This is a genomic window from Staphylococcus sp. HMSC055C03 (genome assembly GCF_001809385.1).
GTDB classification, from domain to species: domain Bacteria; phylum Bacillota; class Bacilli; order Staphylococcales; family Staphylococcaceae; genus Staphylococcus; species Staphylococcus simulans.
On sequence record NZ_KV797479.1, the window covers coordinates 43,178 to 69,773 of the forward strand.

At 37.4% G+C, this 26,596-nt stretch carries 23 protein-coding genes and 2 riboswitches; of the genes, 6 read left to right on the plus strand and 17 right to left on the minus strand.

Features of this window, described 5'->3' with window-relative positions:
* Positions 1-68 precede the first annotated feature (68 nt).
* A riboswitch (SAM riboswitch) is annotated at positions 69-168 on the minus strand.
* Positions 169-290: 122 nt separating this feature from the next.
* The gene (locus tag HMPREF2603_RS02800; protein ID WP_023014910.1) at positions 291-923 is read right to left on the minus strand and encodes a DUF5067 domain-containing protein; all 633 of its coding nucleotides are present in this window, start codon (positions 921-923) and stop codon (positions 291-293) included.
* Positions 924-1,313: 390 nt separating this feature from the next.
* On the opposite strand from HMPREF2603_RS02800, the gene HMPREF2603_RS02805 reads away from it, so the two are divergent.
* Positions 1,314-1,784, plus strand: a complete 471-nt coding sequence (locus HMPREF2603_RS02805; RefSeq protein WP_023014909.1) for a thioesterase family protein — start codon at positions 1,314-1,316, stop codon at positions 1,782-1,784.
* A 52-nt stretch (positions 1,785-1,836) separates the two neighbouring features.
* Here the strand turns inward: HMPREF2603_RS02805 and HMPREF2603_RS02810 are convergent, their stop codons facing one another.
* From HMPREF2603_RS02810 to HMPREF2603_RS02855, 10 genes are all read right to left on the minus strand, one after another.
* Complete coding sequence (locus tag HMPREF2603_RS02810; RefSeq protein ID WP_057510334.1) at positions 1,837-2,619, minus strand: (S)-acetoin forming diacetyl reductase; 783 nt, start codon at positions 2,617-2,619, stop codon at positions 1,837-1,839.
* A gap of 140 nt (positions 2,620-2,759) precedes the next feature.
* Entirely contained in the window at positions 2,760-3,359 is a 600-nt protein-coding gene (gene cysC / locus HMPREF2603_RS02815) for an adenylyl-sulfate kinase (RefSeq protein WP_002480356.1), read from the minus strand.
* A gap of 2 nt (positions 3,360-3,361) precedes the next feature.
* Positions 3,362-4,561 carry a sulfate adenylyltransferase gene (gene sat, locus HMPREF2603_RS02820; protein ID WP_060804225.1) on the minus strand — a complete coding sequence of 400 codons (1,200 nt, stop codon included), beginning with the start codon at positions 4,559-4,561 and terminating at the stop codon, positions 3,362-3,364.
* 15 nt (positions 4,562-4,576) lie between these two features.
* On the minus strand, positions 4,577-5,491 hold the full coding sequence (locus HMPREF2603_RS02825; protein ID WP_060804226.1) for a sulfite exporter TauE/SafE family protein: 915 nt from the start codon (positions 5,489-5,491) through the stop codon (positions 4,577-4,579).
* Positions 5,492-5,649: 158 nt separating this feature from the next.
* Positions 5,650-6,411, minus strand: coding sequence for a uroporphyrinogen-III C-methyltransferase (cobA, locus tag HMPREF2603_RS02830; RefSeq protein WP_060804227.1), 762 nt, complete (start codon positions 6,409-6,411; stop codon positions 5,650-5,652).
* 102 nt (positions 6,412-6,513) lie between these two features.
* Positions 6,514-8,220, minus strand: coding sequence for an NADPH-dependent assimilatory sulfite reductase hemoprotein subunit (locus HMPREF2603_RS02835; RefSeq protein ID WP_002480352.1), 1,707 nt, complete (start codon positions 8,218-8,220; stop codon positions 6,514-6,516).
* 18 nt (positions 8,221-8,238) lie between these two features.
* Positions 8,239-10,074, minus strand: coding sequence for an assimilatory sulfite reductase (NADPH) flavoprotein subunit (locus HMPREF2603_RS02840; protein ID WP_070501905.1), 1,836 nt, complete (start codon positions 10,072-10,074; stop codon positions 8,239-8,241).
* A 159-nt stretch (positions 10,075-10,233) separates the two neighbouring features.
* Entirely contained in the window at positions 10,234-10,959 is a 726-nt protein-coding gene (locus tag HMPREF2603_RS02845) for a phosphoadenylyl-sulfate reductase (RefSeq protein ID WP_070501907.1), read from the minus strand.
* A 279-nt stretch (positions 10,960-11,238) separates the two neighbouring features.
* Entirely contained in the window at positions 11,239-13,137 is a 1,899-nt protein-coding gene (locus HMPREF2603_RS02850; protein ID WP_060804228.1) for a glycosyltransferase family 2 protein, read from the minus strand.
* A gap of 134 nt (positions 13,138-13,271) precedes the next feature.
* Positions 13,272-13,868: a complement inhibitor SCIN family protein gene (locus HMPREF2603_RS02855; protein ID WP_060804229.1), complete on the minus strand. Its 597-nt coding sequence runs from the start codon at positions 13,866-13,868 to the stop codon at positions 13,272-13,274.
* A 163-nt stretch (positions 13,869-14,031) separates the two neighbouring features.
* Between HMPREF2603_RS02855 and HMPREF2603_RS02860 the strand changes: the two genes are divergently transcribed.
* Positions 14,032-14,436 carry an NUDIX hydrolase gene (locus tag HMPREF2603_RS02860; protein WP_060804230.1) on the plus strand — a complete coding sequence of 135 codons (405 nt, stop codon included), beginning with the start codon at positions 14,032-14,034 and terminating at the stop codon, positions 14,434-14,436.
* Positions 14,437-14,587: 151 nt separating this feature from the next.
* On the plus strand, positions 14,588-15,745 hold the full coding sequence (gene chrA, locus HMPREF2603_RS02865; RefSeq protein ID WP_060804231.1) for a chromate efflux transporter: 1,158 nt from the start codon (positions 14,588-14,590) through the stop codon (positions 15,743-15,745).
* An 82-nt stretch (positions 15,746-15,827) separates the two neighbouring features.
* Here chrA and HMPREF2603_RS02870 read toward each other — a convergent pair whose 3' ends face one another.
* The 6 genes from HMPREF2603_RS02870 to xpt all read right to left on the minus strand — a co-directional run bounded on the left by HMPREF2603_RS02870 (position 15,828) and on the right by xpt (position 23,574).
* Positions 15,828-16,889, minus strand: a complete 1,062-nt coding sequence (locus tag HMPREF2603_RS02870; RefSeq protein WP_031262374.1) for a PTS sugar transporter subunit IIC — start codon at positions 16,887-16,889, stop codon at positions 15,828-15,830.
* Positions 16,890-17,407: 518 nt separating this feature from the next.
* On the minus strand, positions 17,408-18,187 hold the full coding sequence (locus HMPREF2603_RS02875; RefSeq protein ID WP_060804232.1) for a VOC family protein: 780 nt from the start codon (positions 18,185-18,187) through the stop codon (positions 17,408-17,410).
* A gap of 473 nt (positions 18,188-18,660) precedes the next feature.
* Positions 18,661-20,202 carry a glutamine-hydrolyzing GMP synthase gene (gene guaA / locus HMPREF2603_RS02880; RefSeq protein WP_070501909.1) on the minus strand — a complete coding sequence of 514 codons (1,542 nt, stop codon included), beginning with the start codon at positions 20,200-20,202 and terminating at the stop codon, positions 18,661-18,663.
* A 16-nt stretch (positions 20,203-20,218) separates the two neighbouring features.
* A complete protein-coding gene (gene guaB, locus HMPREF2603_RS02885; protein ID WP_002480342.1) occupies positions 20,219-21,685 on the minus strand; it encodes an IMP dehydrogenase in 1,467 nt (488 codons plus the stop codon).
* Between the two features lie 33 nt (positions 21,686-21,718).
* Complete coding sequence (pbuX, locus tag HMPREF2603_RS02890) at positions 21,719-22,987, minus strand: xanthine permease PbuX (protein WP_002480341.1); 1,269 nt, start codon at positions 22,985-22,987, stop codon at positions 21,719-21,721.
* Positions 22,984-23,574 carry a xanthine phosphoribosyltransferase gene (gene xpt / locus HMPREF2603_RS02895; protein WP_002480340.1) on the minus strand — a complete coding sequence of 197 codons (591 nt, stop codon included), beginning with the start codon at positions 23,572-23,574 and terminating at the stop codon, positions 22,984-22,986. The genes pbuX and xpt overlap by 4 nt, the downstream gene beginning before the upstream one ends.
* Before the next feature lie 392 nt (positions 23,575-23,966).
* Positions 23,967-24,068, minus strand: a riboswitch (purine riboswitch).
* Between the two features lie 232 nt (positions 24,069-24,300).
* Between xpt and HMPREF2603_RS02900 the strand changes: the two genes are divergently transcribed.
* From HMPREF2603_RS02900 to HMPREF2603_RS02910, 3 genes are all read left to right on the plus strand, one after another.
* Complete coding sequence (locus tag HMPREF2603_RS02900) at positions 24,301-24,687, plus strand: general stress protein (RefSeq protein WP_002480339.1); 387 nt, start codon at positions 24,301-24,303, stop codon at positions 24,685-24,687.
* Between the two features lie 108 nt (positions 24,688-24,795).
* Positions 24,796-25,461: a hypothetical protein gene (locus tag HMPREF2603_RS02905; RefSeq protein ID WP_023014899.1), complete on the plus strand. Its 666-nt coding sequence runs from the start codon at positions 24,796-24,798 to the stop codon at positions 25,459-25,461.
* A 116-nt stretch (positions 25,462-25,577) separates the two neighbouring features.
* Entirely contained in the window at positions 25,578-26,549 is a 972-nt protein-coding gene (locus HMPREF2603_RS02910; RefSeq protein WP_060804233.1) for a hypothetical protein, read from the plus strand.
* Positions 26,550-26,596 lie beyond the last annotated feature (47 nt).

A 26,596-nucleotide genomic window follows, 5' to 3' on the forward strand; every position in this document is an offset into this window, starting at 1 on the left:
ACCACCTTTTTCTCATTTTGGATAAATAAAATAGCCCTCCTTGCAAGAAGAAGCGCTTCACGTACGTCTTCTTATCTTTCAAGTTACCTTGTTGGATTTAGCACGTCACCTTGCGGTTGTTGCTGGAGCTTCACAGGGCCAAGTCCCTCCACTCACTCTTAATAAGAACTATTTTATTTATTACTATCATACCGTATTAACTTATTTTTTCAACTTATTTGATAAACTTTATTGATTTAAACCAACATAATAAAACACTGAAATATCGTTTATTCCAGTGTTTTGATTTCTTATAAGTCAGTCATATCCTCACTTTTAATATCGTCTTCAGATGACTTCTTATCAGATGATTTATTATCAGATGATTTCTTGTCTTTAATATTAATTTTGATTGAACCGATGTTTGGATCCTCGTAGTTCTCTTGATCTTTCGCTTTTAATAACACAGGTGACTCTAAATCATTTAACTTGTACGTTTCAATAGATGAAATTGTACTTCCTTTTTTAATATTATCTTCACCTTTATCTCTTTCACTATCATAAGTTTCTCCTCTTACATGACCGTAATCTAAGCGCTTTTCTGAATCTTTACTATCTTGATACGCTTCAAACACTTTCAAATAAGACCTAGTTGGTTTAACTTCATTGTCATCTTTACTGTTATTCGTCACTTCATATTTTACAACTAAAACATCATCATCTTGATATTCTGTTGTCCCCTTAGGCACAATTTCTGTACCCACAATTTTCACCTTTACCCCTTTGATTTCAACTGCGTTATCTTTAATTTTAGGTTTTTCTTTTGTTTTTGCTTGTTTCGCATCTAAACTAGATGTCTCCTCTTTCTCCGACTCCTCTTTTTTGTCACCACAAGCCGCTAAAATTAATACTGATGCACTTAATAAACATAATAGCCTCTTCATGATATCCCCCCATTTGTTTAATGTGTTGCATTATTATAAATCATTATACACAAATTTCATAAAATAGTTAACTTTATACAGAAGAATATTTTAGTTCTATTCTTTATATATTCTTTAACATTTACTATACTTTTTCGATGATAAATTTCATTGATAATACACTTCAGCAAAATAGTTGGTATTGTATCTCTTACTTAAATTGATAATTTGAATTCATTTTTAGAATGTGCGAATAAAATAATTCTAATCCTGTTTCAATTTCAGGAACGTTTCTCCTACTTTAGTCACTTCATACGAATGTCATCATAGTCTAAAGAAAGTACGTCCAAGCTATCGATTTCATTTATATGATACACTGCAGTTATATGCATTAAAGGGGGAAAATTAAATATGGGGTACATTTATACTTATGAGGATAAGGTGCATCCTTCTTGGATTGATCATAATCAACATTTACATGATGCACAGTATTTTTCAATTTTCAGTGATGCGGTCGTCGGTTTCTTTGCGAAAATGGGGTTCTCGATTGATTACCGACAAAAACATGACACAACAATTTTTAATTTAGAAGCACATATCACTTACTTAAAAGAAATGTTGCTAGATGAAACGTTTACGGTAGAAGTTTATGTTTATGACTATGACCACAAACGTGTACATTTCTTTTTAAAGATGTTTAATCAAGATCAAGTCCCGACTGCAACGTATGAGGTTATCATGATGGCTATTGATAACCAACAACGTCGCAGCAGTGCTTTTCCAGATTTTGTTTTTGATAACATCAAAACATATTATGAGGAACAAGGGGAATTTGAAACACCGAAACAACTCGGTCATGCAATTGGTATTCCTAGAAAATAAAAAGAAGGCAAGTGTCCTGTTTAGGTGCACTTGCCTTTCTTTATGTCTTGTATTAATTGAAGACCATACCGCCATCAATAATTAAAGCTTGGCCAGTCATATAATCACTATCTGGTCCTGCAAGATAAGATACACATGCTGCTACATCTGAAGGTTCTGATAAACGTTTTAATGCGATATTTTTAGAGAATTGTTCCATACCCCATTCATATGGTTTACCTGCTTCATCAGCTGTTTTTTGTGCGATATCTTCCATCATCGGTGTTTTAACGATACCTGGGCAATACGCATTCACAGTAATACCTTTATCAGCTAAGTCACGTGCTGCAGTTTGTGTAATACCACGGATTGCGAATTTAGTTGCGCCATATAATGCAAGTCCTGGGTTTCCGACTTGTCCTGCTTGAGAAGAAGCGTTAATAATTTTACCACCGTGACCAAATGATTCAAAAGCTTCAACCGCTGCTTGAATGCCCCAGAAAATTGCGCCGACGTTTACATCGAAAACTTTGCGATATTGATCATACGTAATTGTATCAAGTGGTGTTTGTGGTCCTAATCCAGCGTTATTAACAATCACATTAAAATCTCCGAAGTGATCTTTCACTGTATTGACTGCTTGGAAGACTTGATCACGATCTGATACATCTACTTTAACCGCAAGTGCTTCATAGCCTTCATCACGTAAGCTTTGTGCAACCGCTTCTGCAGTTGTTTCATTAAAATCTGCCACCCCTACTTTAAACCCGTCTTTTGCGAGTCTGCGACAAATTGCTTCTCCGATACCTTGTCCGCCGCCTGTCACCATTGCTACTTTGCCTTTTACTTCTGCCATGTTGTTCGACTCTCCTTGTTGTTCCATATATTATTGTACACTTCTATTTTAATTCAATTTCAGAATAATCGCAAAACTTAACCGTGATAATAGCCACCAAAAAAGCACACACAATTTAAGGTTTGTGTGTGCTCGGGATATTAAATAATTTGTTTGTCTTCTAAATAGTTTAGAATCTGCTGAACCGCTTCTTCCACAGAAGTTGTCTCTGTATCCACGACAATTTCCGCATGTTCTGGCGCTTCATATGGCGCATCAATACCAGTAAAGTTCTTAATTTCTCCTGCACGTGCTTTTTTATACAACTGTTTCGGGTCACGCTGCTCACACGTTTCAACACTGGCTTTCGCATATACCTCGATAAATTCGCCATCTTCTAAAATTTCACGGACACGATCACGATCTTCACGATAAGGTGAGATGAACGCCGTTAATGTAATCAGTCCTGCATCTGCTAATAATTTACTGACTTCACCGATACGACGGATATTTTCTTTACGGTCTTCCGGACTGAAACCAAGATTATTATTTAAACCATGACGAATATTATCCCCATCTAAACGATACGCATGAATACGACGTTCGAATAATGCTTTTTCTAAAGCAACACTGATGGTAGACTTACCTGAACCGGATAAACCAGTGAACCATAGGACTACACTCTTATGGCCATTTTGAGCTTGACGTTCTGTTTTCGTTACTTCTGAATCATGCCATGTAATGTTTTGAGATTTTGTCATCGTTACGCCTCCTCATTTTGTTCTCTATGTCTGCGTAAACCGCGAATTAACACTTCAGCGACTTCAGGACGTGAGAATTCTTTCGGTAAAGATTCTCCATTACGTAATTTTTCACGGACTTTTGTCCCGCTTAAATGCACATGATGTTCTGCACCATGCGGGCACGTTTTCGCTGTCGCCATATTACCGCACTTCGTGCAATAGAAAGCATGTTCAAATTTTAAAATATGAATACCCAACTCTTCTTGATATTTCGTAATCAACTCTTGCGCTTCATATGTACCATAATAGTCACCTACACCTGCATGGTCACGTCCTACAATGAAATGTGTACAACCATAGTTTTGGCGCACAATCGCATGTAAAATCGCTTCACGCGGTCCTGCATAGCGCATCGCAGCTGGATAAATCGCTAAGCGTGCACGATCTTCTGGATAATAGTGTTTTAAAATCACTTGGTAACTTTCCATACGAACATCCGCTGGGATATCATCAGACTTTGTTTCGCCTACTAATGGATTCAATAAGAGACCATCAACTGTTTCTAACGCACTTTTTTGGATATACTCATGTGCACGATGTACTGGGTTACGTGTTTGGAAACCTACGACTGTTTTCCAGTCCAAATCATGAAACATTTGACGTACTTCAATCGGATCTAATTCAAATTCTTCAAACTCACTATGGTCTGGACGATTTACTAATTGAATCGGACCTGCTAGATACACATTACCTTTGTCATATACTTTTTTGACGCCTGGATGAGCTTCTTCTGTCGTTCCATAAACATTTTGTGCTTCTTTTTCTTTATCATACGTATATTTTTCTTCTAAAGTTAAGACACCGTATAACTGTTGATCTCCTCCATAAAGCGCAATCTGTTCTCCAATTTCATATTGGTCCGCTTCTGCTTCATTAACTGGTAAAGTAATTGGAATACTCCATAACGTTCCATCTACAAGATGTAAGTTTTCAACGACGTTTTGATAGTCCGCTTCTCCCATAAATCCTGTTAATGGACTGAACCCGCCAATTGCGATTAATTCTAAGTCAGATAAACTCCATGCGTTTAACGTTAATGTTTTAAAAGCTTCTGCTGCTTCAATTAATGCTTCACGTTCTGCTCCTTCAAGTTGACGATTAATTAACTTCCCACCATGCGGTGTGTTCGTATGTTCTAAAATTTGTGTTGTTGTAGCCATTTAACTCATCTCCTCTTATTGTTTTACTCTTCCTACTTTATTTGCTTCTTTTTTGTGAAAAAAGTTCGATAATTTACCTTCTTTGCGCAAAATGACAAACAATAATGCAAACCAACCGATAACCACTGCGATTCTTACGAAAGCAATCGCTTCACCCGGTGCACCAAATGCGTTCAACAAAGTATTGCTGTTGGTAAAGATAATCAAACCACCCACAAAAATGCCTAAGACATTTACTGGGATGATCTTAACGAGCCATGCCGCAAATGGTGCAGCCGCAACGCCTCCGACACTTAATGCCAGAACCAATCCCCAATTAATTAAATGAAGGGGTAAGAAAATCAAGAAACTGATAGACGCTGCAATCGTTACGAAAAACTCACTGATAGATACACTGCCGATAACATGACGAACATTGATATCACGACGTGCAAGTAATGCAGAAGTATTGACTGGTCCCCAGCCGCCTCCACCGATAGCTGTTAAAAATCCAGCAGTCGCACCAAGCGGAAACATAAATTTATTACTCAACTCTGACCCTCTTGTCAGCTTTTTAGTTTGTCCGCGTTTAAACGCAAATTGAACTAAAATATAAATACCGATGGTAATCAGGAACAAAGCAACGACAGGCTTAACTAAACCTGCATGCAGATGGCTGACTGCTGCTGCACCAATGAAAGCTGCCATCGATCCCGGCACCGCTAATTTCAGTATTAAACGCTTATCTGCGTTAGAGAATGACATGTGCGAAACACCTGATGCTGCTGTTGTCGCAATTTCAGAAAAATGGATTGTCGCTGATACAATGGCTGGTGCTAAACCAAGCGATAACAAAATCGATGATGATGTTACGCCGAAGCCCATGCCGAGGGAACCGTCAACCAATTGTGCAAAAAACCCTACGAAGGCAATAATTAATAGTTTTTTCATTGTCTTTGCTCCTTTCTTTCAATAATCAAGTTTTGATTGTTAGAATTTTCATATTATTTATGTTGTGTAGTACATAGACGATACTATTCTTATCAGTTTACAAGGAATTAAAGTTAAAAAAATGAACTTAATATGTCTTGCTTGCCGGTATGACACATTTATTGATGCGCTGCTACTTGGGCTGAAACAGATTCAAACCAGCTGATTTTCTCACGTAATTGTACGACTTCACCGATTACAATCATTGATGGATTTTTAAAATCTTTTGCGACATCAACAATGGTTTCTAAAGTACCAACTGCAGTTTGTTGAACTCCGCTTGTTCCTTGATAAACCAATGCGGCAGGTGTATCTTTCGGTCTGCCATGTTGCACTAACAAGCGACAGATTTCAGGCAACCTGCTGACACCCATGTAAATACACAGTGTTTCAGGACCTAATGCTAAATGTTTCCAATAATCTTCTTTTAACGTTTTCTCTTTATTAACACCTGTCACAAATGCGACAGAAGAACTATAGTCTCGATGTGTAACTGGGATACCTGCATAAGCAGGTGCGGCGATACCTGAGGTAATACCAGGTACAATTTCAAAAGCGATGTGATGTTCTGCCAGAACTTCCGCTTCTTCTCCACCTCTACCGAACAAGAAAGGATCTCCGCCTTTTAATCTTGTTACAGTAAGACCTTTACGTGCGAAACTCACCATTAATGCATTGATTTCTACTTGAGGAATTGATAAACCACTCGGGTCTTTCCCACAATAAATCAATCTTGTATTCGGCTTTGCATATTGCAATAAGGCCTTATTAACGAGGCGATCATATAGAATCACATTGGCTTGTTCTATAGCTTTGACACCTTTTACTGTGATTAAATCCGGATCTCCGGGACCTGCGCCTACGATATATACTTTTCCCATTCGATCACCTCTTTGTTTTATTTAAATAGATGTTGAGCATTACTGGAGAAAGGACGTATCCAAGTGCGTAGATACGTCACTTTCTGAGGTAATGCTTACTGCTTATCTGAAGTCACGACCATCTGTAACTTTTTCTACAATGCCTTTACGTACTACAAAGTCACCGAAGTGTTCCCCTGTTTCACGTTCTTTACTGTATTGTTCTAAAATTGGACGTAAGCTTTCTAAAATTTCCGCTTCTCCGATATTTTCTTTATATAATTTATTCAAACGTTCACCGATAAAGCTGCCGCCTAAATAGAAATTATATTTACCAGGTGCTTTACCAATAAAAGCAATTTCAGCTAATGCAGGACGTGCACAGCCGTTCGGGCAACCTGTCATACGAATCGTAATTTCTTCTTCTCGTAAACCAAATTCATCTAAAATGTCTTCAATTTTAGTCACTAAAGAAGGTAAATAACGTTCTGACTCTGCCATCGCAAGCCCGCAAGTCGGAAAGGCCACACAAGCCATAGAGTTACGACGTAAACCACTGTAATTTTTGCCGTCTGTTAAACCATACTCTTCGATAATCGCATCAATAGCGGCTTTATCTTCTTTCTCAACATTCGCAAAAATCAGGTTTTGGTTCGGTGTCATGCGAATTTCACCTTTATGTGTTTGCGCTAATTTCTTAATCGCTGTTTTCAACTTAAAGTCTTCTGTATCTTTAATACGACCATTTTGAATGAATAATGTATAGTGATACTTACCTGAACCTTCAACCCAACCTAAACGGTCACCGTTACTGTCAAATTCAAATGGTTTCGCATCTTCGATTTCCCAGCCTAAACGACGATTTAATTCTTCACGAATCCAATCCACGCCTTTACGTTCCACTGTATATTTGAAACGCGCTTGTTGACGGTCTGCACGGTCACCGAAATCACGTTGAATCGTTAAGATTTTCTCACAAACTTCCGGTGCTGTTTCTTTAGGAATATAACCTAATACTTTACCGACTTGAGGATGTGTTCTTAAATCATCATGCTTACTGCCCATACCGCCGCCGACAGTTACTGTGAAGCCGGTTAATTCATCATTTTCAACGATACCGATTAAGCCGATATCTTGTGAATAGACATCAATATCGTTAGAAGGTGGTAACGCAATACCGATTTTAAATTTACGTGGCAAGTATGTTTTACCGTACATTGGTTCATGATCTTCTTGTTTAGAATCGATGATTTTTTCACCGTCTAACCAAATTTCATGGTACGCTGTTGTCTTCGGTAATAAGTGTCCGCTGATTTTATCCGCATAATCATTTATTTCACTATACACATCAGATTGGTAGGGATTAGGGTTGCACATGACATTACGATTGACGTCACCGCACGCTGCGATTGAATCAAGTACAGCTGCGTTAATCGCTTGCATTGATTTTTTTAAGTTGCGTTTTAAAATCCCATGATACTGTACAGTTTGACGTGTGGTTAAACGAATTTGTTCACCTGCATAATCATCTGCCAATTGATCTAGCTTCAACCATTGATCCGTGGAAACACGGCCTCCAGGGATACGTACACGAATCATAAATGCGTAGAGAGGTTCTAATTTTTGTTTGCGTCGTTCTTGACGTAAGTCACGGTCATCTTGCATATAGCTGCCGTGGAATTTTAATAACTTGGTATCATCATCAGCGATTGCACCAGTCACAGGGTCTTTTAAACCCTGTGCAATGGTACCGCGCAAATAATTGCTTTCGCCTTTATTACGTTCTAAATCATCTAAGCCTTTATATAAATCATTGTTATTCTCAGCCATAATTTGCCTCCTCAAAAATTAATACACGTCACGTTGATAGCGTTTTTCTTTTTTCAATTCTGATAGGTACTCTTCTGATTCTTCTTCAGATAAGCCGCCTTCTTTTTCCAATACATGAATGATGGCTTGATGTACATCTTTCGCCATGTGTTTTTCATCGCCGCAGACATAAATTGCTGCGCCATTTCTTAACCATTCATAAAATTCTGCACTGTTTTCATCGATTAAATGCTGAACATAACGTTTTTCTTCTTGATCACGTGAAAAGGCTAAATCTACTTTTTCTAACACACCGCTCTTCAACCAATCTTGAATTTCGGTTTGGTATAAGAAGTCTGTTGTAAAGTGTGGGTTACCAAAGAACAACCATGTGTTGCCTGTTAAATCCAATTCTTCTCGTTCTTGTAAGACACTGCGGAATGGAGCGATACCTGTACCTGGTCCAATCATGATGACTGGTGTGTTCTCATCGAATGGGAATTTAAAGTTAGGATTTTTCTTCAAGTATACTTTTAATTTATCGCCCGGCTCTACACGTTCTGCGAGTTGTACACTGCAGACACCTGAGCGTTTACGATTATGTGCTTCATAACGTACTGCACATACTGTAATGTGTACTTCATCTTCATTTGCTTTATGACTGCTTGAAATAGAGTAACTGCGTGCAGGAATTTTTCTTAAGACTTGATGTAATTGGTTCGGTTGTAGTGACTCTGTAGGGAAATCATTCAATAAGTCTATTAAGTCACGACCGTAGATATAATCTTTCACCCATTCACTATCAGAGGCTCTATCTAATAAGTCTTCATTATCAAAGAGCTGTGCTGCACTTTCGATTAATGGTTTCGTTAATTTTGTGATTTCAAAGTATGACGTCAATGCTTCTTCTAGCGACATTTTGTCACCTTGTGTATTCACAGTAATATCTTTTTCTGCCACCCAATCTTGCATATCGATAATTTCATCCACAAGTTCTGGGTCATTTTCCGGTAAGATATTAATGGAATCGCCTGGTGCGTAGTCATCGCCATAACCTTCTAATGATAATTCAAGGTGGCGAACTTCTTTATCAGAACCACGACCAGTTAAATTAATATTTTCTAAGACTTCTGCTTCGTAAGGAAATGTTCTTGAGTAAATGGGTCCAGAAGCATCTTCAACAGGTGCATCTTGTGCCTCTTGAACCACTTGCTTTACTTCTTGATCACCTAACTCATTAATAATGTTTTCAATCCATTCATTAGCGAGTTCTTCGAAGTCAATATCACAATCGACACGCGGTAAAATACGGTCAGCGCCTAATTCTTCTAAACGTGCATCAAAGTCTTTACCCGTTTGACAGAAGAATTCATAAGATTGGTCACCTAAAGCAAGTACTGAGAAGCGTGCGCCTTCTAATTTAGATGCTTTACGTCCGTATAAGAATTCATAGAAAGATAATGCGTTATCCGGTGGATCGCCTTCACCATGTGTCGACGTTACGATAAGTAGGTCTTCAACATTTTTTAAATCTTTCGTTTTATATTGATCCATTTCAGTTAATGTGGCATCAAAATCGTTTTCTTTTAATTTACTTTCGAGTAATTCTGCCACCCACTGTGCGTTACCAGATTCAGAACCAAATAATACAGTGACTTTGCGTGGTTCTACAGCTTGTTGTTGCGCTGGTGCTGCTGGCGCCTGCGTTGCTGCTGCGCTAGAAGCAGGTGCTTGTGTTGCTGTGCCATCTTGGAGATGTGCCGTTAAATAACCGCTAAGCCAGAGCTTCTGGTCATTTGATAATGTTGATAACGCTTGATTAATGAGTTGTGCCTGTTCATCGTTGAATGGACTATTTGTTGCTGATAAATTCAAGTGTCTTCCCCCCATATGATAGATTTTATCCTTAGTTTTTTAGTAGGAATTGAAACTAAAAAAATATCTACACTTAATTCAAGTATAGTCATTGTGCTTTCAAAATTCCAACATATCCACTAGGAATTATATACAAAAAAATTAATTGTAACTTTCAAATTAAGATTTACGTCCGATGTGCAAACCACATTCAGTTTTCATGTTGTTTTGCCATCTGCCTTCTCTAGAGTCGCCGCCTTCAAAAACAGGTGAAGTACATGGTGCGCATCCGATGCTTGGATAGTTCTGATCATGTAAAGTATTATAAGGTAAATCATTCGATTTAATATAATCCCATACATCATCCCAAGTCCAATGGATTAACGGACAAACTTTAATAGATTCAAAACGGTCGTCTTTATTCACAAAGTTTGTGTTGCGTCTTGTTGGAGATTGTTCACGTCTCAATCCTGATACCCAAGCTGTTTGGCCAGTTAATACTTCTTCAAGCGGTTTAACTTTACGGATATAACAACATTGGTTTGGATCTCTACGCCAAAGATTACCGCCATATTCTTGAGCTTGTTGATCAAGTGTTAAATCTGGCTTCTTCATAACAATGTTCAATTTAGGATATTTTGCTTTAACACGGTCGATTAAATCGTACGTTTCATCGAAATGGAGACCCGTGTCTAAAAAGACGATACGTGCGTCTGGTTTTACTTGCGAAATTAAGTTAATCAGAACGATGCCCTCTGCTCCGAAACTGCAAGCATATACAATTTCATCTCCGTAAGTATCATATGCCCATTTCAGAACATGATACGCACCTTTTGTTTCATCTGAAACATCTAATGATTCAAAAGGGTCTGAGGTGAAGTCTGTATAAGTAATTTTAGAAGTCAATAAAATACTCTCCCCTCATAGTATATAGATATAGCACCCTACAATTCAAATTGATACAATGATATTCGAATTGTCAGAAAATAATTATGTATTGAATCTTACCGTTTTCTCTATCCCCTGTCAACAATATTTATAATAATTTCACAAACTTAATAACCTTCTAGCAATATACGTTATTTTATACTATTCATAACCGATTTCTTTAAAATATTTAATGATACTTTAACGCATTACCACGTTATCCAAACAAAAAGAAGAAGAGATTTTCATCCCTTCTTCTTACTTTACAACCTGCACAAAATCTCGATTTGCGGTGATAAAATAACCCGCTTTTGTTTTTAAGCGCGGTGTCCCTTTAGAAGAACACACAATTTTATCTATTTCTATCGTGTCATTTAACTTCGGTTGGAATTCTGCTTCAGTTTTAAAGTTACGATCTTCATAAGCTTTACACTTTTTAATGACTTGAATCGTGATTGGCCAGTCTACAATATAATGTTCAGACAGATCACTGTCTAACTGTTCGACAAACTTTTTATTCGCAGTAATCACGTTCCCATCCTCTAATACTAATCGCGGTGTCCCTTTTTTAGAATACTGTATCTCTGATACATTAAACACCTCACCGACTTCCATAGATTGAGCTTGTTCTTGTGTAAATTCAGTATCACCATACACTTTAAACTTCTTAGTCGCCCATACTTCCCCTGGATTTTCAGCATAATACTTTGTAGTATCCACCTCATTAGGTTCAGCTGATGATGCTTGTTCTTGTTGTGTTGAAACGTATTCTACTTTCTGACCTTGACGTTTTAAAGCATGATTTTCCGTAATGCTTGGCAACATCATGTGTACTAAAAATGGTTTGTAGTGATCATAAATAACTTGCAGATTAAAATCGAAATCTACGTTTAATGCATCTGAAGGTATCCAGAGTTGATTGTCTTGCTGCTCAAACGTTACTTCCTGCGTAACGGATTCATCAGAAAGCTTCACCAAATTCACTGCGTCGACTTCTGTTGAATCCTCTTTATATAGCGTAATAACCTCATAGAACTGATTATCTTTAAGATGTGTGCCGCTATAGACCGCATAGAAGGGTTCGTATAAGGGTTCAACGGTGTGCAAGTCTTCCGGCAAATGATAATATACTAATCCGTCTGCAATATAATGTGGTGCTCGTATACCTTCGCTTAATAAAGTAATCAACGCTTCTACTTTTTCTTTATCGCTATTTAATAAGCATTCACATACTTTTTCATATTTCGGTTCAGTCAAGTAATCTTTAATATCTAAGTCATGTTGGTCTAAAGTTGAAACTAACTGATCAAAAGCTTCATAGAATTTATTTTTCTCTGCGCTTTTTAAGAAGCGACGATTCATGAATAAGCGTGATAAATAATCCATTTCTACTATTCGACTGATCGCATGTTTGCGTGCAGTCTCCGGGATGTCTAAATCTAATAACTGCTTTAACACTTCTAAATTAAAAGCTGTTTTTTCAAAAATATCTGTTTCACTGACCAATGATTGATTCGCACCATATCGATTCACATGATAGACCACGATATCATTCATAGCGGCAGTTTTAGCGTGCGCAATTACTTCAGTAAAGAATAACTTATCTTCTCCGTATTTCATCGGTTCAAAATAAAGATGATAATCTTGAATCACTGATTGTTTTATTATTTTTCCAGGTGGACCGACGGCACGAAAGATTTTATCAATTTCGTAAGGCACAAGTCCTTCTTCTTTTGTATAAGCACTAAAGCGCGCAATTTGGCTCACAGACTGGTCCTTATGTTTTAAACTTTGACCGAACACTATATCGCTCTCTGTAGTTAAAGCTTGGTCAAGCAACTTTGGAAAACCTTCTGTATCTAACCAGTCATCTGCATCTAAGAACGTAATATAAGTGCCTTCAGCCGCTTCCATCCCTACATTTCTTGGCTTAGCTGGACTACCGCTGTTTGCTTCTAACTCTATAACACGCATGTAATCACGCGTTTGTTCAAACTGTTTTAATTGTTCCAATGAGTCATCTGTTGAAACATCATCAACAAAGATGGCTTCTATCTCATCATGATTCAACTTTAACTCATCAATAGATGATACACATTGTTGTAAAAACTGAGATTTATTATATACAGGAACAATAATCGATAATGCTTTAGACATAACATTCCCCCCTTGGATGTTGTCTCTCATATGTGTAGTTATGTTTACCCATATACCCCTCAGTCAAAAAAACTGAACATAAAAAAACACAGCAACCCTATAGAGATTACTGTGTTCTATCGCTTATACCTTTATTAATGATGTGCTACAAATGCCTGATATGACTCTACATTTTGAATGTGTTGTTGAACTGCGTTAATCGCATTCACTAATTCAAAGTCTGGTGTTGTTTGGTTTAATACAGCTTGTGCTTGCGCAACAGTTTGTTTTAGCTGCGCTTCATCTTGATTCATTGAAAGATGACTTTCAGTTAATAAATGGTTTGCCTTTACAATTAGGTTTTGTAGTTCTGCTTTTTTACTTAAGATGTCGGCACTGCCTTTTTCAGTTTGCAAATGCAATTGAAATACCTCATTATAGATAGCTGAAAGTTGATTAATTGCTGTCACAACTTGTGAATCATTATTAGACTTTTGTTGTTTCTTAGCAAAATAAATCGCTTGGTTTAATTTATTCTGGTAGAATGTTGCACCTGATTCTTTCGCCATGTCTTTATAATAGTGACTCGCGTTCAATAAGTTTTTCAAGTTTTCTTTAGGTTGTACGCTGTAATCACGAAATTCGTGTGCGCCGAATTGGGCAGCTTCTGCTTGATATGAAAATACATGTGCACCTGCTGATCCAAGTAATACACTTGCGAGGCCTGTCAGTAAAAATTGTTTAAAATTCATCGTTGTTGTCTCCTTTAATTTACATGCTTTTATTATAAAACAGACATATACTACAATTGAATTAACTAATTATTAACTATAAATTATTTTTTACATATTTTTAGACACTAGCTGTTCACTTTTAACGAGTATCATTCAATAACACAACTCTAGGAGGATTAAGATGACCCCAAAACATATTGTTTCCGCTTCATGTGTGGTCACAAATGATGAGAATAAAATACTTTTAATCAAAAGTCCTTTGCGTGGCTGGGAAATTCCTGGCGGGCAAATTGAAAATGGTGAAACCATTCGAGAGGGTGTCATTCGTGAAGTGAAAGAAGAAGCTGGAGTCACCATCAAACTCACGACATACTGTGGTGTCTTTCAAAATACTGAACACAGTATCATCAATCATTTATTTAAAGGGATCTACACTGACGGCACACTTACGACTAGCGATGAAAGTTTGGAAGTTGGATTCTTTACTTATGAAGAAGTCATGCAAAAGGTCACTTGGGGGAATTTCACAGAACGCATTCGTTTATGTTTAACAGAAGACGAACAACCCTTCTTAGTATCCTTTTGATATAGAGATACTATAGAATTGATCATAAAACTCAAATACATGTCATTCACAAATTTTACAAAATCCATACATCACCTTTACGCATTTCGAAATATAATGAAGACTAACGCAAAATCTATAAATTGATGCTAATTTATATAAGGAGTTGCCTATGTCTCATTATTTCACCATTTTTATTGTAGCTTTAAAACTTGGTTTGATGTCCTTTGGTGGACCTACAGCGCATTTAGGTTATTTTTATGATGAATATGTGAAGAAAAGAAAATGGTTGGATGAAAGAGAGTACTCTGACTTAGTCGCGTTATGCCAATTTCTTCCAGGCCCTGCCAGCAGTCAAGTCGGTATCGGTATAGGTACCATCAGAGGTGGTGTATTCGGTGGTATTCTCGCATTTCTAGGATTCACTATGCCTTCAGTGATTGTTTTAATGTTATTTTCAACTTTATTTGTGAATGGGGATACACACTTTACTTGGATGCAAGGATTGAAACTTGTTGCTGTCGCAATTGTGGCACAAGCAATTATTGGTATGGGCAAAAAATTAACCAATACGAAAACAACCATCGCATTGGCTATGTTTGTGTTAGCACTCTCATTATTGATCAATAGTATTTATATTCAAGTGGTTGCGCTGGCTATAACTGGCTTATATGGTGTCTTATTCCTTAAGCCTACATCAACGCCAGACGCTGATTCTAAAGTGTTCTATTTACCTAAAAGATTAGGGATTATCTCTTTATCGTTATTTGTTTCTTTGCTTGTTGTATTGCCTATCTTAAGCGCAACCACTCAAAATATATGGATTAAAATGTTCGACAGTTTCTATCGTTCTGGTTCACTTGTTTTTGGTGGCGGCCACGTCGTGTTGCCACTGTTAGAAAAGGAGTTTGTACCGCAAGGATTGATTTCTTCTGATCAGTTCATTACAGGTTATGCGGCAGCACAAGCTGTGCCTGGCCCATTATTCACTTTTGCGTCTTATATCGGCACAAATATCGGAGGCGTAATAGGAGGGTTGCTTGCGACATTCGCAATCTTTTTACCTGCCTTTTTACTGTTGTTTGGTGTCTTGCCATTTTGGGATAGTTTTAAGTCCAACCTTTATGCTAGAGGCTTTTTGAAAGGTATCAGCGCAGGTGTGGTTGGTATTTTAATCTCGGCTTTCTACCAACCTATTTGGACTTCTACGGTTAAACAACCTTTAGATTTCACATTCGCAACGATATTATTTGTCTTATTAGCTTATTTCAAACTACCTTCATGGGCAATCGTACTCATTGGAATTGGAATAGGCGTATTGATCTATTAAAGCTTAATAGTTCGTGTCATTTTTGGCACTAAAAAAACAACACACTTCAGGTATGTCCCTTTAGTGTGTTGTTTCTTTATTTCTATGCTTCGTTCACTGTTGGATTAGCTTTGTTTTCTATGATTTTAGATTTATAACCCGTCACTTCACTGTTACGGATTGGATAGTTTCTAAATACATATGACATTACCCAACCGACAATGAAACAAATTGCAGCTGCGATGGCTGCGTATTTTAATACGTCGAGTGCTGGGTTGAAACCAAACATAACGAGAATACCTGGTGTCGGTGCTGCTGTACCTGGCGCATCATTGACTAACCCCGAGTAAGCAATGACCATACCAGCTAGTCCTCCACCGATAAAGTTCGTCACATAGATTGGCACTGGATTAGAAGACACTAAGTCTGCTTTTGACAGTGGCTCAATCGCAATAGAAATAACTGATTTCAAGTTACCGATTTTCAAACGATGTAGTAACGTTGTATTCATAAAGCTAGACGCAAACGCTGTTAACGCCGCAACTGCCATTGGTACACCTGTTAAGCCTAACATTGCTGTTAATGCCATAGAACTTAGTGGTGATGTTCCAACAACTGTCACAATACCACCAAGAATCAGACCCATCAGCAATGGACTTGTATTCATCGCCACATCGATAATACCGCCGATTTTCAATAATGAACCATCGACTAGTGGCGTGAACCAAACCCCTAACAATCGTCCAACTGGAATACAGAATAATACTACGATAATAAAGTCCATACCGTTTGTAATTTTCTTTTCAATAAAGCGAATCACAAACGACATCAGATAAGCCGCAAACAATGCAGGAATCAGCCCGATTTCCGCAAATGCGACCGCAAGCAACGCTGAGTTTTGTGGATTGATCTTTCTCGATAATGCGACTAGGAATGCGACAATGACCCCACTCAATGTCCCAGCTAGACTACCCGTTTCCTTTAAAAACTTAATATCGAAAATATCTCCCAATACAAACCCTTGCAGCGCCTCAACTAAGAATGTTGCAATTGCTGCTGTTGCTAAAGCCCCCATGACTGCACGCCCATCTGGCGCATAATACGTGAACACAGTGAAAAATACTAAAATAAGTAACAATAAACCTGTACCGATTAATATATCTATTTTGCACAGCCCCTTTTTACATGTGTTCATTCAAGCTTATACCTTTTAGCGCACGAAAGCAAATGTTATTTTCATTATAGTATGAATTTTCTAATAATTTTTATAAAGTACTTATTCACGAAATTTCAAAACAACTCGCTAATCCTAGTTATTAACTACGATTTAAAAACATCAACATACACAATATAAGCGCATTTATAATAATAATTCATGAACATAACAGATATAACATAATGTATTCAAAACTTTTTTATTGATATGTGATTTTACGCTTTTCTCAATGCTTTACTGACCTTAACGGTTGATTGTCTATGAATTATAAAGAAAAATCACACCATAGCTCACGCATTCATAAAAATGAACACTTAATCCATAGCGCGATTATAACAAAAGTCCAAAAACATCATTATTTTTCATAGAGTTACTCTAACCTTCAGTGGTTGTTAAAATTCTCAAAATCAATTAGGAGGCACCTCCATTTTAAGAGGTTTCTAATTTTATTCATTTGATTCATTTGATTATGCTTGGATACTTAAATTTAATCCTTCAGGTGTTTTATATTTTTCTATGCCTTTTTTGGCGTCTACAATATTAAATGCAGTCAATCCATATGTCTTTTCAGCATCTTTTAGCGGTTGGTTCGACTGCCAAGTGTTAATAGCTATATGGTGATGATATTTTTGATCAGATAAAAATAATACTTGTGGTAATGCAGACGCAACTTGAAATCCTAATTGTAGATAGAATTCACTTGAGGCACTTAAATCATGCGTTTTTAAATGAAGGTGTCCTATTTTCGAATCTGCAGGCATACCTTCCCATTTTGCACCTTTTGCTTCAGTTAAAATACGCGTGACTTCTAGTTGTAACGTATCCATTACTACTAGTTCATTTTGCCATTGCCATAACTCAGATGGACGATCGGTATAAACTTCTATACCATTACCTTCTAAGTCATTAAAATAAATCGCTTCGCTGACGAGATGATCTCCCCCAGCAATCGGTATCTTTTCATCTGAAAGATGTTTAATGAGCGCTCCAAGTTGCTTAACATCACTTAATAGAAACGCGATATGGAATAATCCTGCTTCTGTCTTACTCGCAAAGCGTCCATTATCTAGTTGTTTTAAGACAACTTCATGACCATCCGTACCTACTGCTAAAACTGTTTGTGTCGGTGTGGATGAGATAACTTTAAGACCCAGTATGTGATTGTAAAAATCGGTTTGGCGTTTTATATCTGCAACATTTATTTCGATTCGATTAACATGTTTGATTGTTGATTGATGAAAGTTCATAATGTACCTCTCTTTATTTAAGTATAATAATTATACCTTAATAAAGAGAAGTTTGCTTAAAAAGAGCTTAAGGTTATCAAACACTCAAATTGCTTTAAGCCATTTTTTTCTTTTTATTTTCTATAAGGCAATGAAAAAACTCTAACCATTACTGTTAAAAGAGATTAGACTGCTTACACCCAATCCATATGTATTTACTTGACCTTCAGGGGTAACAATCACGTTATTTTCCTATTGGCTAATAATCGTATTAAAAAGCAACGGCATAGCCAATACACCTAAATAAAGCCCGGTAACTACTGCGAATAGTTATCGGGCTCGGTGTTTATCATGTTAGCATCATATTTGTTACCTAAATTATAATATACACGTTCACTTTTGAGAATTCGTGTTGATTTTAAAAGTAAAGTATTCTTAAAAAACCCTCTAACCATTGCGGTTAAAGGGTTTTCGTTTTATATATTATAGATTAATTACTCCCACTCGATTGTGCTTGGTGGCTTAGAAGTAATGTCATAGACTACTCTGTTGACGTGATCTACTTCGTTAACGATACGACTTGAAATCTTTTGTAAGACTTCCCAGTCGATTCGCGCAAAGTCACTTGTCATACCATCAATTGAAGTTACGGCACGGATACCGATTGTATAGTCATACGTACGGTAATCGCCCATTACACCTACTGAACGCATGCCTGGAAGTACTGTGAAGTATTGCCAGATTTCACGCTCTAAACCTTCTTCACGAATCACTTCTCTTAAGATGGCGTCTGATTCGTGGACGATTTCTAATTTTTCTTCAGTAATTTCACCTAGAACACGGATACCAAGTCCTGGACCTGGGAATGGTTGTCTCCAAACTAAGTGTTCAGGAATACCAAGTTCGATACCTAAAGCACGTACTTCGTCTTTGAATAATGTATTGATAGGTTCAATCAATTCAAATTGCATGTCTTCAGGTAATCCACCTACGTTATGGTGAGATTTGATTGTTTGTGCTGTTTTTGTACCTGATTCAATGACGTCAGTGTAAAGCGTACCTTGAGCAAGGAAGTCTACACCTTTTAGTTTTGATGCTTCATCGTCGAAGACATATACGAATTCGTTACCGATGATTTTACGTTTTTGTTCAGGGTCAGACACACCTTTTAATTTATCCATGAAGCGATCTTTCGCATTCACACGGATGATGTTCATGTTGAAACCTTCACCGAATTGTTCCATAACCATGTCGCCTTCGCCTTTACGAAGTAAACCGTGGTCTACGAAGATACAAGTTAATTGATCGCCGATTGCTTTATGCAAGAGCACTGCAACAACTGAAGAGTCTACACCGCCGCTCATTGCGCAAAGCACTTTACGGTCTCCAACTTTTTCACGGATTTTTTCAATTTCGACTTCAATGAAGTTTTCCATTGTCCATTCGCCTGTACAATCACATACACGACGCACAAAGTTACGTAAAATGTCATTACCATACTCAGTATGACGCACTTCTGGGTGGAATTGAACACCGTAGATACGACGTTCTTTATCTTCGATTGCTGCGTAAGGCGTGCTTGGACTATCTGCGATAGATTCAAAGCCTTCTGGAATTTCAATCACTTTATCCGAGTGACTCATCCATACTGTTTGTTCTTCTGGTAAACCGAAGAAGATTTCATCAGATTTTGCGTGGATAATTGCTTTACCATATTCACGTTCATTCGCACGCTCAACTTTTCCACCTAATAATTTTGTTGTTAACTGCATACCATAACAAATACCAAGTACAGGTACGCCTAAATTGAAGATTTCAGGATCAATTGTGTAAGAACCTTCTTCATAAACTGAGTTTGGTCCGCCTGATAATATAATACCTTTTGGATTCATATTTTTAATTTCTTCAATTGAAATTTCATGGTCGTGCAACTCACTGTACACACCCATTTCACGAATACGACGTGTAATTAATTGGTTGTATTGGCTACCAAAGTCTAATACAAGAATTAATTCTTGTTCTTTCGCCATTTCCATAAATCAGTTTCTCCTTTTATCTTGAGTAGTTTGGTGATTCTTTTGTGATTTGGATATTGTGTGGGTGGCTTTCTGCTAAACCAGCAGGTCCCATACGTGTAAACATTGCTTCTTCACGTAATTCTTTCAAGTTGTGAGAGCCTGTATAACCCATACCGCTTCTCACGCCGCCCATCAATTGATAGATGTTGTCTTGTAATAAACCTTTATATGCGATACGGCCTTCAATACCTTCTGGAACGTATTTTTTAGGTGTTTTATCTTCTTGGAAGTAACGATCATTTGAACCACTTTCCATTGCACCTAATGAACCCATACCACGGTAAGTTTTATATTGTCTACCTTGGAAGATTTCAGTTTCTCCTGGGCTTTCTTCAGTACCCGCAAGCAAGCTGCCTAACATTACTGCGTGACCACCAGCTGCTAATGCTTTTACAACATCACCAGAGTATTTGATACCACCGTCAGCGATAATCGCTTTGCCGTGTTTACGTGCTTCAGTTGCACAGTCATACACTGCAGTAATTTGAGGTACACCTACGCCCGCAACAATACGAGTTGTACAAATAGAACCAGGTCCGATACCTACTTTAACAACATCTGCGCCAGCTTCAAATAATGCTTTTGTAGCTTCGCCTGTCGCAACGTTACCAGCGATAACTGTTACTTCTGGATATTTAGCTTTAATGTGTTTAACTTGGTCGATAACACCTTGTGAGTGACCGTGTGCAGTATCGATAACTAATGCATCAACACCTGCTTCAACCAATTTCTCTGCGCGGATGTCAGTATCTTTAGAAATACCGATAGCTGCTGCACATAATAAACGGCCTTGTGCGTCTTTAGCAGCGTTTGGATATTCATGAACTTTCTCAATATCTTTGATAGTGATAAGTCCTTCTAATTTACCATTTTCAGTTAATGGTAATTTTTCGATTTTGTGTTTTTGTAAGATTTTTTCTGCTTCGTCTAAAGTTGTGCCGACTGGAGCTGTGATTAAGTCTTCTTTTGTCATGACATCTGAAATTCTGATTGAGAAATCTTCAATAAAACGTAAGTCACGGTTTGTGAGAATACCAACGAGGTTGCGGTCTTCTTTATTGTCTACGATCGGTACACCTGAAATGCGGTATTTACCCATTAAGGCTTCAGCTTCATAAACTTTTTCTTCTGGTGTTAAGTAAAATGGATTAGAAATAACACCATTTTCAGAACGTTTAACTTTTTGTACTTCATCAGCTTGATCTTCGATGTTCATGTTTTTATGAACGACACCAAGACCGCCTTGTCTTGCCATAGCAATTGCCATTTTTGACTCAGTTACAGTGTCCATACCAGCTGAGATAACTGGAATTTTCAATTTGATTCTGTCTGATAACTCAACACTTAAATCTACTTCCTTAGGTAATACATCAGACTCCGCTGGAATTAACAGTACATCATCGAACGTCAAAGATTCTTTAGCAAATTTATTTTCCCACATTGAATACAGCCTCCATTATTTGTTTTAATTACATTATTTCACATTTTCTTCGTTTTGTTGATACTTTAAGCCGTTAAAAAAGAAATTAAGTACGATTGCTGAGATAGCACCTAGTACAATTCCATTTTGTGTTAACCAAGCGAATTGTTCGCCCATTGCTTTAAATGCTTCCGGAACAGCACTGATACCTGTTCCTAAACCGACAGCCACAGCAATAACTAACAAGTTATTCTGCTTCTTGAAATCGATACTGCCTAAGATACTGACACCATAAGCCATTACCATACCGAACATCGCGATCATCGCCCCGCCGAGTACAGGTAATGGAATAATATTTGCTAACGCGCCTAACTTTGGAATACAACCGCAAATTAAGAGTAAGATGACCATTCCATAGATGACATTATTCTTTTTCACGCCAGAAAGTGAAACCAAACCGACATTTTGAGAATATGCAGTATATGGAAATGCGTTGAAGATAGAACCAATCACAATCGCAAGCCCTTCCGCAGTGTAACCTTTGCGGTAGTCGTTACGCGTCAAAGTTCTTCCTGTGATTTTACTTAACGCTGTGTATACACCTGTTGATTCAATCAAGCTGACTAATGCTACGATAAAGAATACTAAAATCGCGCCGATATCAAACGCAAAGCCTGAGAATCTGAATGGTTTCGGAAACTCGAACCAATGTGCTGTTCCAACTTGATTCAAGTCGACAACACCAAAAGCACCAGCGAGCAAAGTTCCTGCAATCAACCCGATTAAGATTGCAATAGACTTTAAGAAACCATGTGTAAAACGTTGTAAAAGCAAGATAATCAACAACGTTGAAAAACCTAAAATGATATTTTTCATATCGCCGTAGTCTTTTGCCCCTTGTCCACCTGCTACATAGTTCATAGCAACCGGCATTAAATTAATCCCGATGATCGTTACCACACTACCTGTTACGACAGGTGGGAAGAATTTAACAACGTAAGAAAAGACAGGTGCAATTAAGACCACTAAAATCCCTGATACAAAGAGTGACCCGTATAATACGTCCAAACCTTTGGTCTGGCCGATTAATATCATCGGTGCAACCGCAGTAAAGGTACACCCTAAAACAATCGGTAAACCTGTACCTGTTACTCTATTCGCTTCTAAAAATGTGGCTACCCCACACATGAAGATATCGACTGTTACAAGGTACGCAATTTGTTCTGGTGTGAATTTCAAACTCGTCCCGACGATAATTGGAACAAGTATAGCACCTGCATACATTGCAAGTAAATGTTGTAGACTCAAGATGAAATTCTTCATGCGTTCTCTTCACCTTCACCTACTAAAGTTACTTGGTTGCCTTGAAGCGATGCGACTTGGCAAAGCGAAGAAACTTTTAAGCCAGCTTCTTCTAATCGTTTACGGCCTTGTTGGAAACTTTTTTCCACGACAATACCGATACCGACTGTTTCTGCACCTGCTTGTTCAACTAAACGATTCAAACCAAGTGCCGCATCTCCATTCGCTAAAAAGTCATCGATAATCAATACACGATCATTTTCTCCTAAAAATTCTTCAGAGATAATGACACGATTCGTCTTGTTTTTCGTAAACGAATGAATATCTGTCTGATAAAATCCATCTGCCAAAGTACTTGGCTTAGCCTTCTTCGCAAAAAGACATGGTACTTCAAAACGATATGCTGCCATAATAGCTGGCGCAATGCCTGATGCTTCAACAGTTAAGATTTTAGTGATGCCTTGATCTTTGAACTGTTCATAAAATGTTTCGCCAATGTCATACATTAACACTGCATCAATTTGATGGTTTAAAAACCCATCTACCTTCAAGATTTTTTCGCCAATGACGACGCCGTCTTCTTTAACCTTCTTTTTCAACGCTTCCACGCCAACAAACCTCCTAAATTTGTGTATAAAAAAATCCCAAACTACTCTATGAGTTTCAGGATCTATGAGTGGCACAGGCAATACACATCATTATCAATATGAAGTTCACTTTGGAGTCAGGAGGTCAATTTAAATCATCTTATATTTATTAGATATAAGACCATTCTTGTTGACGCCTTCTGTGGTTAACGCAAGTTCAACCCCTTCAAGCGTGTTGCCAAAGCAACTTATAAATGACGGTTTGAGAAGCTGTTATTGTTCTCCGCATTTCAAAACTTAATCGCTCGATGTTTGTGAACACTACAATATAAGTCCCATCTCCCAAATAGTCCTCAACTTATATTGTAGAATGAACACGTGTCTACCCGTTTGTTTTGAAAGCACCATTGTGTTGTATTGTATCAGTGACTCATAGTCATGTCGTTAAGGCGACATGGTAGAAACTTCTAAAGCCTAATTCTCTAGATTATATGAGTAAGGTAAATTATTTAATGATAATATCAAATTTCAGGCTTTATTTCAATAACTGAAACTTAATTCATCATATTTCCATAAAATCTAATTGTGCATCGAAGAAAATACGTCCTTGCGTTGATAATAGTGTGAATTTTCTTATATTTATTTGATAGCTTAGTCGTATAATAGTATAATTTAGATGGTTCAATTATATAAAAAAAGGGTATACATTATAACATTAAACATATTTCACAGAGGGGGAGCTTTAACATGGCAAACATTACTGTACTTACATCACAAGACGAAATTTTTGATACTTTAAAACGCAGATTAGATGAGGGGTATACCAAAGACGAGATTTCAGTTATCAGCAAAAACAAATTAAACCTTGGCAGTATAGCAAGCACGGACATGACAGTGCAATCTACAAGCGGAACGTTCAGTGACAGAATTGCTCGCCTTCTAACTGGGGAAGACGGTGAACAAGCAGTCTTATTACAATACGACTTATCAGACACAGAACGTCAAATTCTAAAACGCGAATTACTTAATGGTAATATCGTTGTGCTTGCTGATAAACATGATATCAGCCGAAAAGAGTTCAAAGACGAATACGAAACAAAAAAAGATAAACACGATAAAGAATATGAAATTTAATTTGCATTCATGATAATCAGCAGCTTAGTCTGCTGATTATTTTTTATTTACATATAAGCCCAGTGTATCAATATGCTATAATCAAAAGAAAAATGGGAGGGCAGCGCTATGGACTTTAAATTAGTGAAACAAACATCCGATCCATTGTATGAGGCAGCTTTAAATCTCTTTGATAACTATCAATTCGGAAATGTGTCACAAAAACACCATGTATTCAAACAATCACTTGAAAATAAACGCACCCAAAATGATTACGTCTTCTTAGTCGGTTTAGATAACGATGAAGTTGTCAGTTTTGCCACGGGCCACTACGAAGCTACTACAAATGCAGCATTTATTATGTATCTAGTTGCTGTAGACACACCAGAAAGAAAACGTTATTTAACTGAAACATTAGAGAAGCTCCAAGAAGGATTGGATAATCTAGCCAACCGTGTGCATGACCGCGATGTGAATTTCTTTATGATGGAAGCATTACCGATTCCGGATTCTTTAGATGAACCTGATGCAGATCTGCTTATGCAACGTCACCTTTTCTTAAAAGAACATGGCTTTGAAGAACAAAGAGAAATCGATTATATTCGTCCTGCTATAGAGCCAGGCGGCGAACCAATTCCATTGAAATTATTCTTGCACACACGCATTCCGTTGACTAAAGACATTTACGGTACTAGTGTTAAATCTTGTTATATTTTAAAATATGTTTTCGCAAATCACCTTTCACGCAAAACCGTTTATCCGCTACTTGAACAAATGGATCTTCGAAAATCGTGAGAACCCTTGAAATCAAAAGGAAATCGGGTTAAACTAACATAGAGGTTAGACTAACGTTTGTGTGACGTAAGACATACGTCCCACTTAAAATCATAGAGTGAAAGGATATAGATCAGATGCTAACAAAAGAATTCGCCCAACGCGTCGAATTAAGTGAGAAACAAGTACGTAAAATCGTACAACATTTAGAAGAACGCGGTTACCATTTAAAGAAAACAGAATACCGTGGTCGTGAAGCAACTGACTTCCAAGAAGAAGACATCGAGTTATTCAGAGAGATTGCGGATAAAGTTAAGCAAACAAATAGTTACGACTTAGCTTTCGAAGAATTAGAGAAAGAAAATGATTTCTTACAAATTGTTGTTAAAGAGGATGATCAAAATCAACTTCCTAGCGATCAAAACTTCGCAAAATTATTAAGTGACTTACATAACGACATCACTAAGATGCGTGAAGAACGTCAAATGCTAGGCCAAATGATTTCTCAAGTGCACCAACAACAAAAAGATTTACAAACTTTACAACAACAAATGACAGATAAGCTTGATCAACACGAAAAAACACTTAAAGCGATTGAAACAGCACAAAAAGATCAAGCAAAAGCAGTTCAAGATAACACTGAAGCTATGAAATCTCATACTGAAAAAGTTTTAGCACAACCACAACCTACTGTTGAAACTAAAACTGAACCTAAAGCAGAGGAACAAGTGGCTAAGACTGCTGAAGTCAAAGAAACTAAACCTTCAACGGAAGAAGTTAAAACTGAAACAACATCTTCAGAAGAACAAACTCAAAAAACTACAGAAACACCGCTTTCTGATTATAAAGGTGCCACAGCATCAGCTGAAACTGAACAACCGACACAAACAGAACCAGTTAAATCTGAAAGTACTTCAGAACAACCAGCAGTTGATGCATCTGAAACAACTAAATCAGAAAATGAAACATCTGAGACAGAAGTTCAAGGTACACCAAATTCAACAACACCTGAACCAGAAATACCGATTGACAATCAACATGAACCTACTGTTCCATATCATAAGAAAGAAGAGAAAAAAGGTTTCTTCGCACGTTTATTCGGTATGTAAATTAAACACTATTCAAGGGGCTGGGACATAAATACAGTCCAAAATAA

What these genes read in the sequence shown, in the direction of transcription:
- HMPREF2603_RS02905 (WP_023014899.1), top strand. Translation starts at nt 24,796, where the DNA reads ATGGACTTTAAATTAGTGAAACAAACATCCGATCCATTGTATGAGGCA.
- HMPREF2603_RS02875 (WP_060804232.1), bottom strand. Translation starts at nt 18,187, where the DNA reads ATGAACTTTCATCAATCAACAATCAAACATGTTAATCGAATCGAAATA.
- HMPREF2603_RS02850 (WP_060804228.1), bottom strand. Translation starts at nt 13,137, where the DNA reads ATGTCTAAAGCATTATCGATTATTGTTCCTGTATATAATAAATCTCAG.
- HMPREF2603_RS02900 (WP_002480339.1), top strand. Translation starts at nt 24,301, where the DNA reads ATGGCAAACATTACTGTACTTACATCACAAGACGAAATTTTTGATACT.
- HMPREF2603_RS02835 (WP_002480352.1), bottom strand. Translation starts at nt 8,220, where the DNA reads ATGGCTGAGAATAACAATGATTTATATAAAGGCTTAGATGATTTAGAA.
- HMPREF2603_RS02805 (WP_023014909.1), top strand. Translation starts at nt 1,314, where the DNA reads ATGGGGTACATTTATACTTATGAGGATAAGGTGCATCCTTCTTGGATT.
- cysC (WP_002480356.1), bottom strand. Translation starts at nt 3,359, where the DNA reads ATGACAAAATCTCAAAACATTACATGGCATGATTCAGAAGTAACGAAA.
- HMPREF2603_RS02810 (WP_057510334.1), bottom strand. Translation starts at nt 2,619, where the DNA reads ATGGCAGAAGTAAAAGGCAAAGTAGCAATGGTGACAGGCGGCGGACAA.
- guaB (WP_002480342.1), bottom strand. Translation starts at nt 21,685, where the DNA reads ATGTGGGAAAATAAATTTGCTAAAGAATCTTTGACGTTCGATGATGTA.
- guaA (WP_070501909.1), bottom strand. Translation starts at nt 20,202, where the DNA reads ATGGAAATGGCGAAAGAACAAGAATTAATTCTTGTATTAGACTTTGGT.
- chrA (WP_060804231.1), top strand. Translation starts at nt 14,588, where the DNA reads ATGTCTCATTATTTCACCATTTTTATTGTAGCTTTAAAACTTGGTTTG.
- cobA (WP_060804227.1), bottom strand. Translation starts at nt 6,411, where the DNA reads ATGGGAAAAGTATATATCGTAGGCGCAGGTCCCGGAGATCCGGATTTA.
- HMPREF2603_RS02800 (WP_023014910.1), bottom strand. Translation starts at nt 923, where the DNA reads ATGAAGAGGCTATTATGTTTATTAAGTGCATCAGTATTAATTTTAGCG.
- sat (WP_060804225.1), bottom strand. Translation starts at nt 4,561, where the DNA reads ATGGCTACAACAACACAAATTTTAGAACATACGAACACACCGCATGGT.
- HMPREF2603_RS02825 (WP_060804226.1), bottom strand. Translation starts at nt 5,491, where the DNA reads ATGAAAAAACTATTAATTATTGCCTTCGTAGGGTTTTTTGCACAATTG.
- HMPREF2603_RS02855 (WP_060804229.1), bottom strand. Translation starts at nt 13,868, where the DNA reads ATGAATTTTAAACAATTTTTACTGACAGGCCTCGCAAGTGTATTACTT.
- HMPREF2603_RS02860 (WP_060804230.1), top strand. Translation starts at nt 14,032, where the DNA reads ATGACCCCAAAACATATTGTTTCCGCTTCATGTGTGGTCACAAATGAT.
- pbuX (WP_002480341.1), bottom strand. Translation starts at nt 22,987, where the DNA reads ATGAAGAATTTCATCTTGAGTCTACAACATTTACTTGCAATGTATGCA.
- HMPREF2603_RS02910 (WP_060804233.1), top strand. Translation starts at nt 25,578, where the DNA reads ATGCTAACAAAAGAATTCGCCCAACGCGTCGAATTAAGTGAGAAACAA.